At 26.9% G+C, this 14,785-nt stretch carries 14 protein-coding genes; 2 read left to right on the forward strand and 12 right to left on the reverse strand.

Annotation, left to right across the window (positions count from 1 at the left end; genetic code table 11):
- Positions 1-2 precede the first annotated feature (2 nt).
- Both J3359_RS11350 and J3359_RS11355 read left to right on the forward strand, forming a co-directional pair.
- A complete protein-coding gene (locus J3359_RS11350; RefSeq protein WP_243765904.1) occupies positions 3-638 on the forward strand; it encodes an HD domain-containing protein in 636 nt (211 codons plus the stop codon).
- A gap of 1 nt (position 639) precedes the next feature.
- On the forward strand, positions 640-1,782 hold the full coding sequence (locus J3359_RS11355) for an ATP-binding protein (RefSeq protein ID WP_208076978.1): 1,143 nt from the start codon (positions 640-642) through the stop codon (positions 1,780-1,782).
- A gap of 53 nt (positions 1,783-1,835) precedes the next feature.
- Here J3359_RS11355 and J3359_RS11360 read toward each other — a convergent pair whose 3' ends face one another.
- The 12 genes from J3359_RS11360 to J3359_RS11415 all read right to left on the reverse strand — a co-directional run bounded on the left by J3359_RS11360 (position 1,836) and on the right by J3359_RS11415 (position 14,785).
- Positions 1,836-4,466 (reverse strand): carboxypeptidase-like regulatory domain-containing protein, encoded by a 2,631-nt coding sequence (locus J3359_RS11360; RefSeq protein WP_208076979.1) that lies wholly within the window; start codon positions 4,464-4,466, stop codon positions 1,836-1,838.
- Entirely contained in the window at positions 4,463-5,236 is a 774-nt protein-coding gene (locus tag J3359_RS11365; protein ID WP_208076980.1) for a GLPGLI family protein, read from the reverse strand. The genes J3359_RS11360 and J3359_RS11365 overlap by 4 nt, the downstream gene beginning before the upstream one ends.
- 356 nt (positions 5,237-5,592) lie before the next feature.
- Positions 5,593-6,429: a GLPGLI family protein gene (locus J3359_RS11370; RefSeq protein ID WP_208076981.1), complete on the reverse strand. Its 837-nt coding sequence runs from the start codon at positions 6,427-6,429 to the stop codon at positions 5,593-5,595.
- Between the two features lie 60 nt (positions 6,430-6,489).
- Positions 6,490-6,708, reverse strand: a complete 219-nt coding sequence (locus J3359_RS11375; protein ID WP_208076982.1) for a hypothetical protein — start codon at positions 6,706-6,708, stop codon at positions 6,490-6,492.
- Positions 6,709-7,232: 524 nt separating this feature from the next.
- On the reverse strand, positions 7,233-7,997 hold the full coding sequence (locus J3359_RS11380; protein WP_208076983.1) for a GDSL-type esterase/lipase family protein: 765 nt from the start codon (positions 7,995-7,997) through the stop codon (positions 7,233-7,235).
- 183 nt (positions 7,998-8,180) lie between these two features.
- Positions 8,181-8,651: a hypothetical protein gene (locus J3359_RS11385; protein ID WP_208076984.1), complete on the reverse strand. Its 471-nt coding sequence runs from the start codon at positions 8,649-8,651 to the stop codon at positions 8,181-8,183.
- Positions 8,652-8,687: 36 nt separating this feature from the next.
- Complete coding sequence (locus J3359_RS11390; RefSeq protein WP_208076985.1) at positions 8,688-9,110, reverse strand: hypothetical protein; 423 nt, start codon at positions 9,108-9,110, stop codon at positions 8,688-8,690.
- On the reverse strand, positions 9,091-9,606 hold the full coding sequence (locus J3359_RS11395) for a GFO_1088 family ECF-type sigma factor (protein WP_208076986.1): 516 nt from the start codon (positions 9,604-9,606) through the stop codon (positions 9,091-9,093). The genes J3359_RS11390 and J3359_RS11395 overlap by 20 nt, the downstream gene beginning before the upstream one ends.
- A 449-nt stretch (positions 9,607-10,055) precedes the next feature.
- A complete protein-coding gene (locus J3359_RS11400; RefSeq protein ID WP_208076987.1) occupies positions 10,056-11,195 on the reverse strand; it encodes a cytochrome-c peroxidase in 1,140 nt (379 codons plus the stop codon).
- 169 nt (positions 11,196-11,364) lie between these two features.
- On the reverse strand, positions 11,365-11,874 hold the full coding sequence (locus J3359_RS11405; RefSeq protein WP_208076988.1) for a hypothetical protein: 510 nt from the start codon (positions 11,872-11,874) through the stop codon (positions 11,365-11,367).
- Positions 11,875-11,877: 3 nt separating this feature from the next.
- Positions 11,878-13,350 carry a hypothetical protein gene (locus J3359_RS11410; RefSeq protein WP_208076989.1) on the reverse strand — a complete coding sequence of 491 codons (1,473 nt, stop codon included), beginning with the start codon at positions 13,348-13,350 and terminating at the stop codon, positions 11,878-11,880.
- Positions 13,337-14,785 (reverse strand): RagB/SusD family nutrient uptake outer membrane protein, encoded by a 1,449-nt coding sequence (locus J3359_RS11415; RefSeq protein WP_208076990.1) that lies wholly within the window; start codon positions 14,783-14,785, stop codon positions 13,337-13,339. Before J3359_RS11415 ends, J3359_RS11410 begins: the two co-directional genes overlap by 14 nt.

Here is a 14,785-nt window from a genome sequence, read left to right on the forward strand (position 1 = left end):
AAATGAATATCGAAAACCTAAATAAAAATTGGTTAGAATTAGGTCAAAAATATTGCAAAGATTTTTCTTTGTTAAATGCTATTGGAAGAAAAATAAAGAAACGATATTCAGAAAGGAATAGACATTATCATAATTTAAATCATATCGAATTTATGCTAAACCTCGCCAAAGAAAATAGAGCAGCAATTAAAGATTTTGATGCGCTTCTTTTCGCCATTTGGTTTCATGATATTATTTACAAATCTCGCTCTAAAAGAAACGAAAAAAAGAGCGCTAAATATGCTGTAAAAAGACTAAAAAATTTCAATCTAAAAGAGTTAAAAAGAAACAAAATTTATAAACTAATTCTCTCTACAAAAAAACATAAAATACTTGTTAAAACAGATTTAGACAATGCTTTTCTGTTAGATTTCGATTTGGCGATTTTTGGTCAAGATTGGAATGTTTATGAAGCATATACCCAAAAGATAAGAAAAGAATATAAAATGTTTCCCAACTTTTTATACAGGCCAGCAAGAAAGAAAGTTTTGCAAGGTTTTTTAGACAGAGAAACATTATATTTTACAGAGAAATATAAAAATTTATTCGAAAAACAAGCAAGAGAAAATCTACAAAGAGAACTAAATCTTTACAATTAAAATGATAAATAAACGCTTGCTTATCAAAAACCTACTCTCTCATAACGATGAGAATAGTTTTTATGATAAAAAGCAACAATTAACTTTCGATTCTAAAATAGGAAAAGCCAAGTTTTTAAAACACGTTTGCGCACTTTCTAACTCCAACCCAAATAACAATTCTTTTATTGTAATTGGTGTAGAAGACGAAGAAAATAAGATTTTGGGTGTCGATTTTTTCGATGATTCTAAAATACAGAATTTGGTAAATGCCTACTTAAATAACCCACCAAAAATTGAATATGAAAACGTGCCTTTTCCGCGTTTGCCAAGACATAAAGTGGTTGGTTTGGTTACAATTTATCCGAATAATAAAATAACATCGCTTTTAAAAAACGCTTGGAAATACAAGAAAAACACCATTTTTTACAGAAGAGGTAGTAATTCGATGCCATTTTTAGGAGATAATTTCGAGTTGCGGAATAGCAACCAAAAAATTGTAAATTCTATAGAAAAAAATGCCAGTAATAATATTGAATTAACATTAAATGGTGTGTTCGATTTTATAAACAATCACAAGCCAGAATACAACCCACAATACAAAGTTTTTAACGAGCAATTTGTGTTGTGTTGGGCAGGAAAAAGTAAACTTATTAATAACGAAGAATTTTTCTCTAGAGTAGATATAGAGTTGATAAACGAACAAGTGAAACTCTTTTTTTCGGCGTTAGACGACGTTCAAATTAGTTATAACAACAATTCTTTTATCGTTACAGAATACATTTATTTGGGTTTAGAAAAGCAAGAAAAATACTATCCCTTAGAAAAAACGATTATCAATTTTAAGAACAATGGCAAACACGATATTGTAAAAGAATTTCTCTTCGAGCCACCAAAGTTCGATATAGAAATTATCAACCATATATACAACAATTGCAATGCAATCGTCCAAAAAATAGAAGAAAATAAACCGCTTTATAAAGCGGAATATATAGATGTTTTACGATTGCCAACCAACTATTTAATTTGCTATTTAAACGGATTTTTAGATGTTGCAGAGCAATTGAAAAAAGCAAAGCATTACATTAAAAATTTAGAAGATAAAACCACTTATATTAATTATAAAGAAGCGATGCGTGTGATAAGGAAAGTACAGTATGGTTAGGTTTTTAGAAGCCTGTATAGAATTTGTTGATAGATTTTTTTTAGGTTCGATTGTTAAAGTGAAAACCTTATATTAAATAAAATTTGTCTTGGTCTTAAAATAAAATTAGATTCCAAATAACTAAAATTATTAATATTTACAGTTCTATAATTTTCTGTATTAAAAATATTATTCCATTGCAATTCAAAATCAATATTTTTCTTTTTCCAAGTGTAGCGATACATTAAGTCAGCAAAGAAATTTTTTGTATTTTCTGAAAATAAATTGTTTTTTACATATTCCGTTTTTAGACCTATGTATTTATTTTCTTTTGGGTAAATGTTTACATTGAATTTATGAAATTGTTGAGTTACTGTTTGATTTTTTTGTTCTTGGATTTGATTATTTGAAAATTGAAAAGTAGATGTTAATTCTGTATTTAACCAATCAGTAATATCTATGTCTACCTTTCCGTTAAAACTCCAATTTTGATTAGAGATATCTGTTGTTTCCGAATTCAAAATTTGCTGAAAATATTGTAAACTATAATTGGTACTCATAGTAATATTAGTGTTTATTGAACTAATATATTTACTAACTTTGGTAGAAAAACTATGAGATTGTCTTTTGTTATCTCGTTCAATAGCTTTTAACTCAATTGCACCATTGTTTAAAACTTTTGTATTGTACAGTAAGTTGTTATTTGTTGATGCATTTGAATAAACTAAATTTAAAAATAAAGCCTTAATAGGGTTTCTATATCTAATAAATGCAGAATAACTAATAGTTTGCTTTTCAGGCAAAGGTGCATTTATACGTTGTATATTTCGGTAATTTTTTAAAATATAATTATAATAGACTTGATTTATAGTGCCAAATTGATTGCCAAAACTAGCGGATGAAGCAATACTCCAAAAATTAGTAATATCATAATTTAAAGAAAAGTGTGGTTCAAAAGTTAGTCTATTTAGGTTTTGATTACGCTGTAAAGGTTTGTCTTCTAATTGGTAGTTATAAAAATTAATAGGCGTTGTCAATTTCATTCGCCATTTATCTTTTTTGTATTGTGTTTGTAAATTAAAATACACTTTAGAACGTGTCCAATCTAAATTGTTTTCAAAATTTTTAGTTGTATTTTCTGATGTAAAAATTACACTTTCTAAATTTTGTTTTTCAAACTGAAAACCAACTTTAGGGTTAAAAGTAAATCGTTTCCATCCTTTTGTGAAACCTAAAGAATTGTTCGTGTAAAATGTATTAAGATTAACGTTTTGAATACCTTTTTCATAGGCATTACCATTATTTAATAAGTTACTAAATTGACCAGGATTTACAGCTAATGATTGTGGTACTTTATTAAAACCTATATAAGATTTTAATGAAGTAATTTGTTTGCCAATTGAGAATAGAGTTTTAAAATTATTTGATAATTTAAAATAGTTATTACTTAAATTTTGATTGATATTATCATTATTAAGCTGAATATTACCTTGTTGAGCATCCCAAAACCTTTGAAATTGTAAACTGTTTTTAAAAAAGTTTTTATCCGTATTTTTTTGGAGAGTTAGATTGGTTTCTAAAGTATTTGTGTAGAGTTGGTTATACTTTTGCTCAAATAAATTAATGGTGCCATTTGCGGTAAAAAATTGCGTATTGGTAAATCCTTTTTGTTGTTGATAATCATTAATGTAAGAAACATTTAATCGCAATTCATAATCATTTTTTAACTTCTGTAAGTAATTGGTTGTAATTAAATGAACATTGTTATTTAACCAACGTTTTTCTGAAAAATTAGGGGTTTGAAGTTTTTGAATTGATAACCAATCTTGTTTTTTGTCATTACGCTCAAATTGCTCCAATAAATCTTCAATGGTCAAAGTTTTTAATTGTGAAGCTACATTATTTCCTGTATTATTGGTTTGATAAGAACTTAGTATTTGTTTTTTCTTTGAAAACAGCATAGGTGTTATATTGGCATCCCAAAGTAAAGGAGACAATCCACTACCAATGTCTGCTTGACCTGTAAAAGTGTAACTTTTTTTAAGTTTGATGTTTATGGCTGCTTGGTCTGAATATACCAAGCTATCTAACATTTTTATGGGTTGATGGTTTTCTAAAACCTGAACTTTAGAAACTGTTTTATAGGGTAAATTTTTATTGGCTAAATTGTATTTCCCCTCTAACAAATCTAAACCTTCAATATAATATTTATTAATAGGTTTTCCTTGATACAAAATCTTTCCATTACTTAAAACCTCAATACCTGGCATATTTTTTAAAACATCGGCAATAGTTCTATCTTCTTGTTTAGAAAATGCGCTTACAGAGTAATTAATGGTATCTCCACGTTTTGTAATTGGGTTATTTTTTACAACAACTTCTTTTAATTCGGTTATTTCTCCTTCTAAAACAAAATTTAAAGTTTGAGTTTTATTTTCAATGATTTTAGTAACCGTTTTAAAACCCATTGACCTAATGTTTAGTTGTATTTGTTGATGTTTAGAACTTACTAAAATTGAAAAGAAACCTTTGTTATCCGAAATATCGTAGTTAATAATATTGTCAGTATTTAATTCTGTTATAGTAACACTTGCACCAGAAATAAGTTGACTTTTTTCTGTGGATAGCGTACCACTAATTTTAGTTTGAGCAAAACCATTTATTGAAAAGTAACAAAGCAATAACAATATTAAAACTTGCTTCATTTATTTTCTTCTTTTAATTCGATAGGAATTGAGATCTCTTTTTTTTCTTTTATTCTATTTTTAATCAACCTTTTTGAATTTCCAATGGCTCTGTTGATTATAAATTGTTCAACCCCTTGTTTTAATTTTGTTTCTTGTTCTTTTTTAATTACTTTATAGTCCTTTTTGTTAAAAATTTTAAAATTACCTTTTTCAATTCCAATTAATAGAAATTTAAATACTTTTTCGGTATCGTAAATTTCTAGTATTAATCCTGGTAAACCAGTAAATTTATAAGGGCCATCACTTAATGGTATATCATAGGAAAACCAAGCATTATAGTTTCTACCAGAAAACGATGTTTTTGCTAAGAAACATTTATAACCTAAAATATTTTTTGATTCCTTTGTTATTTGCCACTTTAATTCTGGTAAGTTGTCTTTATATTGATACTTTTCAAATGCATACTTATTATAATAAGTATATGAGTTTTCGCTAATTCTTTTTTCAATGATATAGGAAACCTCTTCTTTTTTAAGTTGTTTCTTTTTTTCTATAAACAAATATCGATTATTTGAATACACCTTTCTTAAAGAATCTATTTTTAATTTAATTTCACTTATAAATATACTGTTTTGATTATTTGTAAACAACAGCATTTTTTTATTTGATTTTACAGTTGGTTCTTTTTGAGACGGGTAAGAAAAACTATATGTGAACTTTTTTTGAGAAAATAAATTGAATGTAATAAAAAGAACAACTGATAAAGAGTAAAGTCTTATATTTTTCATGTTTTTAATTTTTTATGTTATTAATGTCTGTGTATATGTTTATTCAATACAGTATGCACTATTAAAAATTCTCTCCCAAATTTTTTAGGAGAGAAGATTTAATTAAAGAATTAACAAAGTAAATCATCAACAAATTCTGCTATGTCAAATTCTTGATCAGTAGTCAAACCAGTGTCGTTATACGTAAAAGTCCCTCCACAAGACAAAAGTTAATGTTAAAAATAAATTTTTCATTATAAAACAATTCAAATAATTAAAAGTCTAAACTTTATAAGTTTAAGGTCGTTATAGTTTAGTCGTGGACTTTCCACTTTTAAGACCTGTCGGTTTTCATTCTTCACTTTTAGAGAGTTAATTTACATTTGTTTTTCACCATCATCTTTTAACTCGATTGGGTTGTTGTTCTTCATTTTTTCCTTATGCGAATCAATAAGAGATTTTTTTTGAAGTTCGTTGGAAAAATCTAATGATATTCCACTTTGTTCCAACATTTTTATAGGGTTTTCATTTAGTTTTTCTTTTGTTTGTTCATAGTCTTTTTTACTAACTTGGATATAATTTTTCGGATTGAAATTTAAGATATGCTCATTTGACAAAGATTCTATTCCTTTGATTAAAAAATGATATTCTTTTTTACTATCATAAATCTCAAAAATTAATCCTGGTAATCCATAAAATTTATATGGTCCAGTACTGACAGGAATATCATTTGAATACCAAGCTGTATAATTTCTTCCTTGATAGCTTACAGTTGCTTTCTTGCAGTTATAACCGAGAATTTGTTTAGTGTTTTTATGATTAGTCCAGTTATGATTAATAGACTCCTCATAAAAAAACTTGTCCTTTAGAATTTTTTGATGAAACAATATTTTGTTTGAACCCAAAACATTAATTACGAAAAAATCGAATTTAGTTTTTGGTATATTTCTCATAAATTCAGAAAAACTCAACTGCTTTACATTTTCTGAAGCCATTAGAGAATCAATTTTATATTTGCCTTCACTTATGAACTTTGAATGGTTTTTAGATATAAAAAGAAACATTTTTTCTTTCTGTTTCAGTTCTGAGTTCTTTAGCTCTTTAAACTCTAATTCATAAGTAATTTTATAATCTATAGTGTCATTTATCTGAGAATAACTTACTGTATGGATAATTACTATTAAAAAAATTGATATTATAATTTTTAAATTCATAGTTTTAATTTTTTAAATCCCTAAGAAAACATTTGTTTTCTTAGGGATTAGATTGAATAATTATCTTCTTCCACTTTCACACCAATATGCCTCTGCATAGCCAATATGGCTTATCAACATTTCCATTGATGTAACGTAAACGCAACCAGATACTCCACAAGAAAGGGTTACATTAACACAATCGTTGAAATCTTCTTCGGCAATTTTGTTGTCGATTTCAGTACTTCCTCCAGTAAATGTTGCAAACAAGAATGATAATCCTAAAAATAAATTTTTCATTATAAAACAATTTAAATAATTAAAAGTCTAAACTTTATAAGTTTATGGTCATTATAGTTTAGGTCGCAGTCTATCCACTTTTAAGACCTGTTGGTTTTCATTCTTCATTTTCCGAGAGTTAATTTACTTTTTTCTTATAAATTCCGTAAGTCGAATGGTCTTTAAATTACTCATTTTGAGTGCTCGAATGATTGCCAACTATTTCTCTTTAGTATTTTATAAAGAAATAATAATGTAAACATAAGCGTTTAAAAAACACCTGTCAATCCCTGAACGCCGTATATTTTTTGTATCCCTGAGCTCAGGGATACTTGTCCCTGAGCTCAGGGATAGTGGAGTTTTAACTAATTGATATTTAGATAGTTATAAAGCACTTTTTTTTGATAAATTTTAGTCAACTTTCTAATTTTAAAGAGTTTAAAATATTAAAAAAGCAGATTAGGGCTTTAAAGTAGAATTATTGTATATTTTAACTATAAGATTTTACTTACCAAAAATATCAATAATTAAGTTAGAATAATATATTATTTAATCATTAGTTCATTAATTTTATCTTCAAGTGCATTAAACATAAGTATATATCCTTCTTTATTCGGATGCAGAAAATCTGGCATTAAATCTCTTCTAACCATTCCCTTATCATTATAATAAACAGCACCAATATCTATATAATGGATAAGAGGGTTTGCTTCTGGGAATTTAGAAATAATTTTATTTGTAGCTTTATTTATTTGGTCTCGATGGTTTGGTTTATAGCCATAAGGTAGTATGCCCATTAAAAGAATTTTGGTATTGGGTAGTTTTTCATTTATAATAGTACATATTTTCTTTATTCCTCCTGCTAATTCTTCAGGCGTGCTTACAGTAAGATAATGGTTACCATCTGTATTATTTGTACCTATTAAAAGAACTGCTACTTTTGGGTTTATGTTTTCAAGAGCACCGTTTTTAAGTCTCCAAATTACATTTTCGGTTCTGTCACCAGAAATTCCCATATTTATTGTTTTGTAGGTATCGAGGTATTTTTTCCAAATGCCTGCTTGTTCTTTTTTATCTAAAGAATTAAAAATGGAATTCCCAATAAGTATCAATTCAGAATCTGGATTTAACTTGCCTATTATTGTTTGGTGTCGTTTTATCCACCATTTCTCTTCTTTTTTAACTTCCAATGAAGCCAAGTTTTCTGAAACTTTAACAATATTGTTAGTGGTAGATTTAATATCGGTTTCTTTATTTTTACACCCTAAAAAAATAAAGACCAGTAAAGTAGAAAGTAATAATTTATGCATAATTTTTTTGTGATTTGTTTCGAGATAAACGAAGTTAATGGTTTTTTAGAAAACCTAACGTACAAACTTTAATAAACCTCCAAACAAAAAGAAGAATAAGCTACTATTAATACCATTTCTGCATTCATTTCAAAATAAAAAAATAGTATTCTTATCTCTGTAGATTAATGCAATAAACATATATTAGTTCTTAGTTTTTATAATAATAACCCCATTAGGCGATTTGTATTGTTTTATTGCTTCTTTTCCTTTAAGTACTTTTACAGACGCTATATTTTGGGTAGATATATTAGACAATGCTGCTTTATTTGCAACTTTTCCGTTTATAATTACAAGCGGTTCTTTATCCTCTTTTTTACTACTTGGTTTTTTCTCATCAATAGAAAGGTTTGGCTTACTATTTTTTTTAGTTTTAATTAGAATTACACCATTTGGTGCTTTGTATTCTTTTAAAGCTTTCTCGTCTTTTATAATATCTATAGATTCAATTTTTGTTTGATCAAGCAAATTAACAATTGTGTAGTTATACTTTACTCCATCAATATAAACATCTGGTTTTTTCTCTGCTTTTACTTCAACTTTTAGTTTATTTTGTGCAGAAAAGTTGGCAATAGATATACAGGATATAAAAATTGCAATGAGTATTTTTTTCATAATTTATTTTAATATTAGTGAATTTTTATTTTAAAATTATTTTGATGCTAAGTATACAATAACCATGTTATCTTCATACAATACTTGCTGTATTTCTGCTACATTTTTTTCTTTAGGAAACATAGATAAAGCCTCGTTTAGCAAAGCTTCATTTTTTTTATCATTTATTTTATTGGTGTAATTATAAATAAATATTGATATAAATAAAACGATAGATGCAGCAATTCCAGATAAACGAATTAATTTTTGTTTTTTCCTTTTTTCTTTATTTTGTATTGCACTCCAAACAGAATCTTTTAAATTAGAAGGAATCTCAGCTTTATTTTTATTCACGTAAGTCGCCCATTTTTCTATTTCTGGGTCGTTATTTTTACTGTTAAAAAGCCACTCTTCTTCCTCGAGTGTAGTTTTAGCAGTAAAATACTTGTTTTTTAAATCATCAGATTTTCTGATATTCATAGTTATATATTTTAGTTAATTCTACACCAACTTGTTTTCTGGCTCTCGATAATAAAACCCTAACATGTTCTATTTTTTGATTTGTAATAATGGCTATTTCTTTAAATTCAAAACCATCAAGATCTCTCATAAGCATAACTTCCGCTTGTTTTTCGGGTAATTCTTTTAAAATATTTTTAATATTTTCGGTTAGTTCTTTCCACTCAATTTGATGCTGATTTGTATCCGATTCTAATATTTTTAATTGATATTCCGAAGAATTAAAATTCGATTTTTTCTTTTTCAAAAGATCCAAACAATAATTGCGAGCTGTTAAAAACACAAAACCAGGAATATTTGGGTGATTTGCAATTTTATTACGTCTATCCCAAAGTTTTATCATTATTTCTTGAACGGCATCTTCGGCGCTTTCATTATTTTGAAGCATTCGATAAGCCATTCGATAAACTTTATCTGAGAGAGAAAGTATTTTAGTTTCGAAATCTTTTGTTTTCATCTTATATTTAGAATAACGAATATTCTTGAAAAGTATAACAAGATTTAGTAAAATAAAGTAAATTAATTTACAAAAAGAAGATAATTAAGAAGATGAATTCTAATAAATTTTTATTGAATAAGACTACTACAGCTATAATTACTCATAATAAAAGAAATTGGTATTCTTTTTAAAAACACATTAAGTATTAACTGTGATTCGATTATGTTTTTCAAGTAAAATTTAACCCGTAATTAATCGATTAGCAAACACTTTTTCAATGGTTTTACAACTCCAAAAGTGGACGTTTATTTTGTGAAAAATAATTTATCGCCAACAGGTTTGGGAGAATCAGGTTTATTGCCTGTTGGAGGTGCAGTTGCAAATGCAATTAATGCAGCTTTAGGAAAGAGAATGTACAGTAAGTCTTTTGTAAACGAGATGAAAAAAGAGTTCTTTTTTTGGGGTAATTACTCTTTGGGCAAAACCTTTAAATTAATTCTTTGTGTTCTTGTAGATAAAGTTTCTAAAAATGCCAAAACAGCTTTTATTTCTGTTTTGTTTAAGTCTAATTTTTTAAGCAGAGGAGAAGTTGCTGGTATTAAAGAATCTCTACCAACACCTATATATTTTTTTTGAATTGGAGCAGGATTTCCTAAATTATAAAGCTCTACAACATCTAAGAGCGATGGAAAATGCCCATGATGCATCCAAGGTCCTGTTTTAGAAATTTCTCTTAATGTAGGTGTTTTGAATTTTCCTAAATCTTCTTTTAAGCCAGTAATATTATATCTTCCAAAATCTTCATCTTTTGTGCCAAATAAAGTCTGCCCATCATTATGGAACTGATTATCAGAAAAATAAGGTGTATTGTGGCAATTGATACATCTTGCTTTGGTTCTAAATAAATGCAAACCCAAAACTTCTTCATCTGTAAAAAGGTTTTTTTTACCTTTTATAAAACGATCAAATTTGCTAGCTCTACTTACAATGGTTCTTTCAAAAGTTGCTATTGCTTTTAAAATTTTATCTAAGTTTATTTCTTCATTTCCAAATGCTTTTTTAAACATTGGTTTGTATCCTTTTACTTTACGAATTCTTTTTACAGCAATATTTTTATCAGTATTCATTTCTTTTGGGTCCGATATTGGAAAAGAAGCCTGATGTTCTAAACTTTTTGCTCTTCCATCCCAAAAAAGTGTATGTGCAAAAGCAACGTTTTTTATAGTCATAGAATTTCTATTATTATTTTGCCTATTGTGCCCTAAAGAACGGCTAATATTATCTGTCCAAGCTAATTCTGGATTATGACAACTTGCGCAAGCAATTTGTCCAGTTTTAGACAAACGACCATCAAAAAATAAAGCTTTACCTAAATCTTTTTTTGCTTTAGAATATCGGTTATCTTCTGGGAATTTTACTTTAGGTAGCATACCAATATCTTTAAATTTACTTTTATCAATTAAAGAATCTAATGTTGGAGCAGGCCATTTAGAAGTATTAGTTTGTGAATAAACTTCTCTTAAATAAGATATATCTATGTATGTATTTTTTTGTTTTGTGCAAGAAAAAATGATAACTAATAATAAAAATAGGTATTTAAATTTCATTTTTTGTTTTTAATTAATTCTTCAACTTTATCGTACATTAATGTCTTTTTTTATTTTCCTTAAAAGCCTTTTTGCGAACTGGATTTTCACGTAAGGCGAAACTTAAAAGTTTATTTGTAGTTGAAAAAGTATCTAATTTATAATTGTTTTCTTTTTGCATTCGTTTTTTTTAATTATCAATTAAATTTAGTCTTTTTATTTCATTATTTGTATCATCAATTATAAATTCTTTAAATCTGTAAGGGTGTGTAAATCCAAAATTTTTGCCAATTTTTTTACATTCTTTTTCAGATAACCAAATGTGATATGCCAGACGAAGCCAAGTGTACCCAATTCTTGTTTTAGCTATTCTACTTGCGTCTTCATCACCAAGTTCATAAGCTAAAACAACACTTAAAGAATCTTTATATTTTCTTATTCTAGATTTTATAAATTTATATTTTTTAATTGCTTTATCAAAGGTTTCTTTAGAAATTGAAATATTAAAATTATCATCTAAATACTTATAGTTTTTGTTTAGAAAGTCGATTTTACTTAAACTATCCATTTTTAAATCTTTTTGTTTCCAAAAAAAAACTAATTCTTCTTTAGTCATTTTTTTTAAATCTAAATAATTTTTGTTTTGACTAAAACCACAGGTTGATATAAATAGAACTAAAATAAATAGCTTTTTTTTCATAGTTTATAGTTCTATGGGTTTATTACAGTTTTGATTTATTGGAGCTGGCTTAGGATAATTTCTTTGATTGTACAATTTATAAATGGCTGTTCTTGTGCCACCAAAAAGTGCTGTATTTTCTGCTTTTAATTCAAAATTTATTTCTATTAAGCCTGTAGAAATTTCTTTATAAGTTCCATTTCCGGAAATAGAAATTGTATAATTATTACCATTTCTATCTTGAATTTGCAAATCGTTTTCTACTACTTTTACAAAACCTTCTGTTTTACTATTTCCATTTAAAGGGAAAAACTCTAAAGCTTCAGTAATATTAAATCCTGGTGAATTTGCACTGTTTGTAGATTCATTTGTAAACCACCTTTTTAAATTAAAAGAATTGGTTGTTCTACCAGCAATTGGTGTATTAAATCCAATTCTAAAGGCATGATGATATATATCGTCTGTTGGGTTTGCTGTACCTTTATCATCAAACAAAACTGCATTTGGGTGATTACTTTCTACTATAACTGGGAATGTAAATGCATTAAAAGTGGACCAATCACAAACACCATTAGCATTTAAATCGAACCAATATTCGCCATAAGTTCTGTGAAATTGGTCTGAAAGATTGTAAAATTGTGCGGCTGTAAATGTAGTATTATCTCTATCTACAACGAGCTCTTTTTTAATTGTTACTGTTTTTAAACCATTAATTTTATAGTTGGCAATATTGTTTAATTCGAATTTTGTTTTAAACTCCAACACATTAATTTTAATGTGTTCATTAACAGTAAAAACATAACTAATTTGGTTGTTTTTTGTAATTGGTAATTGCTCTAAACTATAGTCAAAATTACTTTGGGTTTCTAAAAGCAACTTTGTATTTGCAATTTCTGATGCTATAAAACCTTTTGGAAAATCGATGTTTATAATACGTTTTTCACCTATATTTCCTATAATTTCTTGATTGTTTGGATTTGCAATTTTATAGGTAAAATTTAATTTACTAAAATTTATTGTTAATTTATTATTCGAAATTACATCATTTGGCATGCCAATACTTATGCTTTTATCAGAACTTTTTGTGAGTTCAAATTCTAATTTAGGATTTTTAGAAATGTTCCATCTTTCATTAAATTTTACATAAATAGTATCTACTTTTTTATCTTTTGTAAACGTTAATTTATTTTGTGGCGTAATTTCTATGTTATTTAAGTTTAAAATTGTGGTTTTAAAATCTACAGTAATTACATTCTTATTTAAAGATGCTAAAGCTACAGGTATTTTAAGTATTTTAAAATTGTTTTTTGTAAATGAATTAACGGGTTGTAAACCGCCATTTACTTGTGGGAATTCTAAAGCTTCGTTATTATTATCTACAAGCAAAAAAAAGCGTACAAAACTGTTATCAGTATTAAAAACGATAGTTTTATCTTCTGTACAAGATAATAGAATAATAAAAACTATTCCTAAAAAGTAAATTTTAGTAACCTTCATTTTGTTTGATGTTTTGGTTTAAAGAAACGCTTGCAAATGGAATTGGTAAAATAAAAAAGTTTGATGGATAACTTAAGTTACAAACTGTTGCAATACAGCCTAAATCGCGAATTACGTCTTTTTTATATCTGGCAATATCAAAAAATAAATGTCCTTCAAAAGCTAACTCTCTTCTGCGTTCTAAAAATATTTCTTCTAATAAATTGTTGGTATTATTTATTGCTAATAAATTTGCGCGTTCTCTAATAATATTTAAATCTGCTAAAGCATTTGCTGTGTTGTTTAACCTTGCATTGGCCTCTGCTCTTATTAAATATATTTCTGATAATCTTATAAAAAGTGTTCCTGGGCTTACTTGATATTTTTTAGTAAAAAAGTAACTTTCTAAAGCTACATTTCCATTTTTTTCAGTTTCTAATTGCTGTTCTAAAAATAGATCTGCTCTAATATCATTAGTAGAATAAAGGCTTAACAAATCTCCAGAAGCTACGTGTCTTTTATAATTTTGGTTACTGTTATAACCAAAAAAAGAATTTGCAAGAGAAGAGCTAACAGCACCACTTGAATTTCTTGGTGCAGAAAACTCTAAAATGGTTTCTAAAACAGGTGCTTCTGTTTTTTCCCATTCTAATATGTAGTTGTTTTTGGTTAATAAAACCTTATAACTACTTGTAATTACTTTGTTAGCATATTCAAGTGCTTTTGGGTAATCATTCATTTGCAAAGCTATTTTTGCATACAATGCTTGTGTAGAAATTACTGAAAAATAAGAAACTTCTAAACCACCTAAAAGTTGAATGTTTTGATATAATTGCAAAGCATTTTCTAAATCTTGTTGTAATAATGTATAAGTTTCTGCCATTGTTTTTCTGGCAGGGAAATCTACACCAGCTATAACAGTATTGGTATTATAAACAACACCTAAATGAGAGGCATCTACAGTAAAATTATAATTTTGAGCAAATAATAAAGTTAATAAATAATGTGCTGTTGCTCTTACAGTTAAAAGTTCTGCTTTTAATTGGTTATTTTCTTCTGATGATAAAAAAATAAAAGAGTTATTATTTTCTAACAATACATTTGTTTGATTGATTAAATCGTAACAATCTTCATAAAAGGTTTCAAAATCTAATTTGTTTTCTTTTGAATTGAAAGAATAGGTATTTAAAAATTTAGCAGGAATGCTAATTTCTTTATTCGATATTACAGGTGTAAATGTAATATTGCCACCTAAAAGGTCTGCATAAACTGCAAAATTGCCAGAAAGAATAGCTTCTAAATCTCTATAAATGCCATTGTAAGCTTGTAAAACGCCTTCTTTTGTAGCTAACTGTTGTTTTATAGAAACTTGTTCATCTGGTTCTTGTTCCAAAAAATCGCTACAAGAGTAAAAGCTAAATAGTAAAATGCTTATTAAAAAGGGTATTTTTTTCAT

This window comes from Polaribacter cellanae (assembly GCF_017569185.1).
Taxonomy (GTDB): domain Bacteria; phylum Bacteroidota; class Bacteroidia; order Flavobacteriales; family Flavobacteriaceae; genus Polaribacter; species Polaribacter cellanae.

Bases quoted from the DNA above. Each gene is read 5' to 3' on its own strand.
- J3359_RS11395 (WP_208076986.1), bottom strand. From the start codon at position 9,606: ATGAAAACAAAAGATTTCGAAACTAAAATACTTTCTCTCTCAGATAAA.
- J3359_RS11365 (WP_208076980.1), bottom strand. From the start codon at position 5,236: ATGAAAAATATAAGACTTTACTCTTTATCAGTTGTTCTTTTTATTACA.
- J3359_RS11405 (WP_208076988.1), bottom strand. From the start codon at position 11,874: ATGAAAAAAAAGCTATTTATTTTAGTTCTATTTATATCAACCTGTGGT.
- J3359_RS11385 (WP_208076984.1), bottom strand. From the start codon at position 8,651: ATGAAAAAAATACTCATTGCAATTTTTATATCCTGTATATCTATTGCC.
- J3359_RS11400 (WP_208076987.1), bottom strand. From the start codon at position 11,195: ATGAAATTTAAATACCTATTTTTATTATTAGTTATCATTTTTTCTTGC.
- J3359_RS11350 (WP_243765904.1), top strand. From the start codon at position 3: ATGAATATCGAAAACCTAAATAAAAATTGGTTAGAATTAGGTCAAAAA.
- J3359_RS11410 (WP_208076989.1), bottom strand. From the start codon at position 13,350: ATGAAGGTTACTAAAATTTACTTTTTAGGAATAGTTTTTATTATTCTA.
- J3359_RS11415 (WP_208076990.1), bottom strand. From the start codon at position 14,785: ATGAAAAAAATACCCTTTTTAATAAGCATTTTACTATTTAGCTTTTAC.
- J3359_RS11360 (WP_208076979.1), bottom strand. From the start codon at position 4,466: ATGAAGCAAGTTTTAATATTGTTATTGCTTTGTTACTTTTCAATAAAT.
- J3359_RS11375 (WP_208076982.1), bottom strand. From the start codon at position 6,708: ATGAAAAATTTATTTTTAGGATTATCATTCTTGTTTGCAACATTTACT.
- J3359_RS11380 (WP_208076983.1), bottom strand. From the start codon at position 7,997: ATGCATAAATTATTACTTTCTACTTTACTGGTCTTTATTTTTTTAGGG.
- J3359_RS11390 (WP_208076985.1), bottom strand. From the start codon at position 9,110: ATGAATATCAGAAAATCTGATGATTTAAAAAACAAGTATTTTACTGCT.
- J3359_RS11370 (WP_208076981.1), bottom strand. From the start codon at position 6,429: ATGAATTTAAAAATTATAATATCAATTTTTTTAATAGTAATTATCCAT.
- J3359_RS11355 (WP_208076978.1), top strand. From the start codon at position 640: ATGATAAATAAACGCTTGCTTATCAAAAACCTACTCTCTCATAACGAT.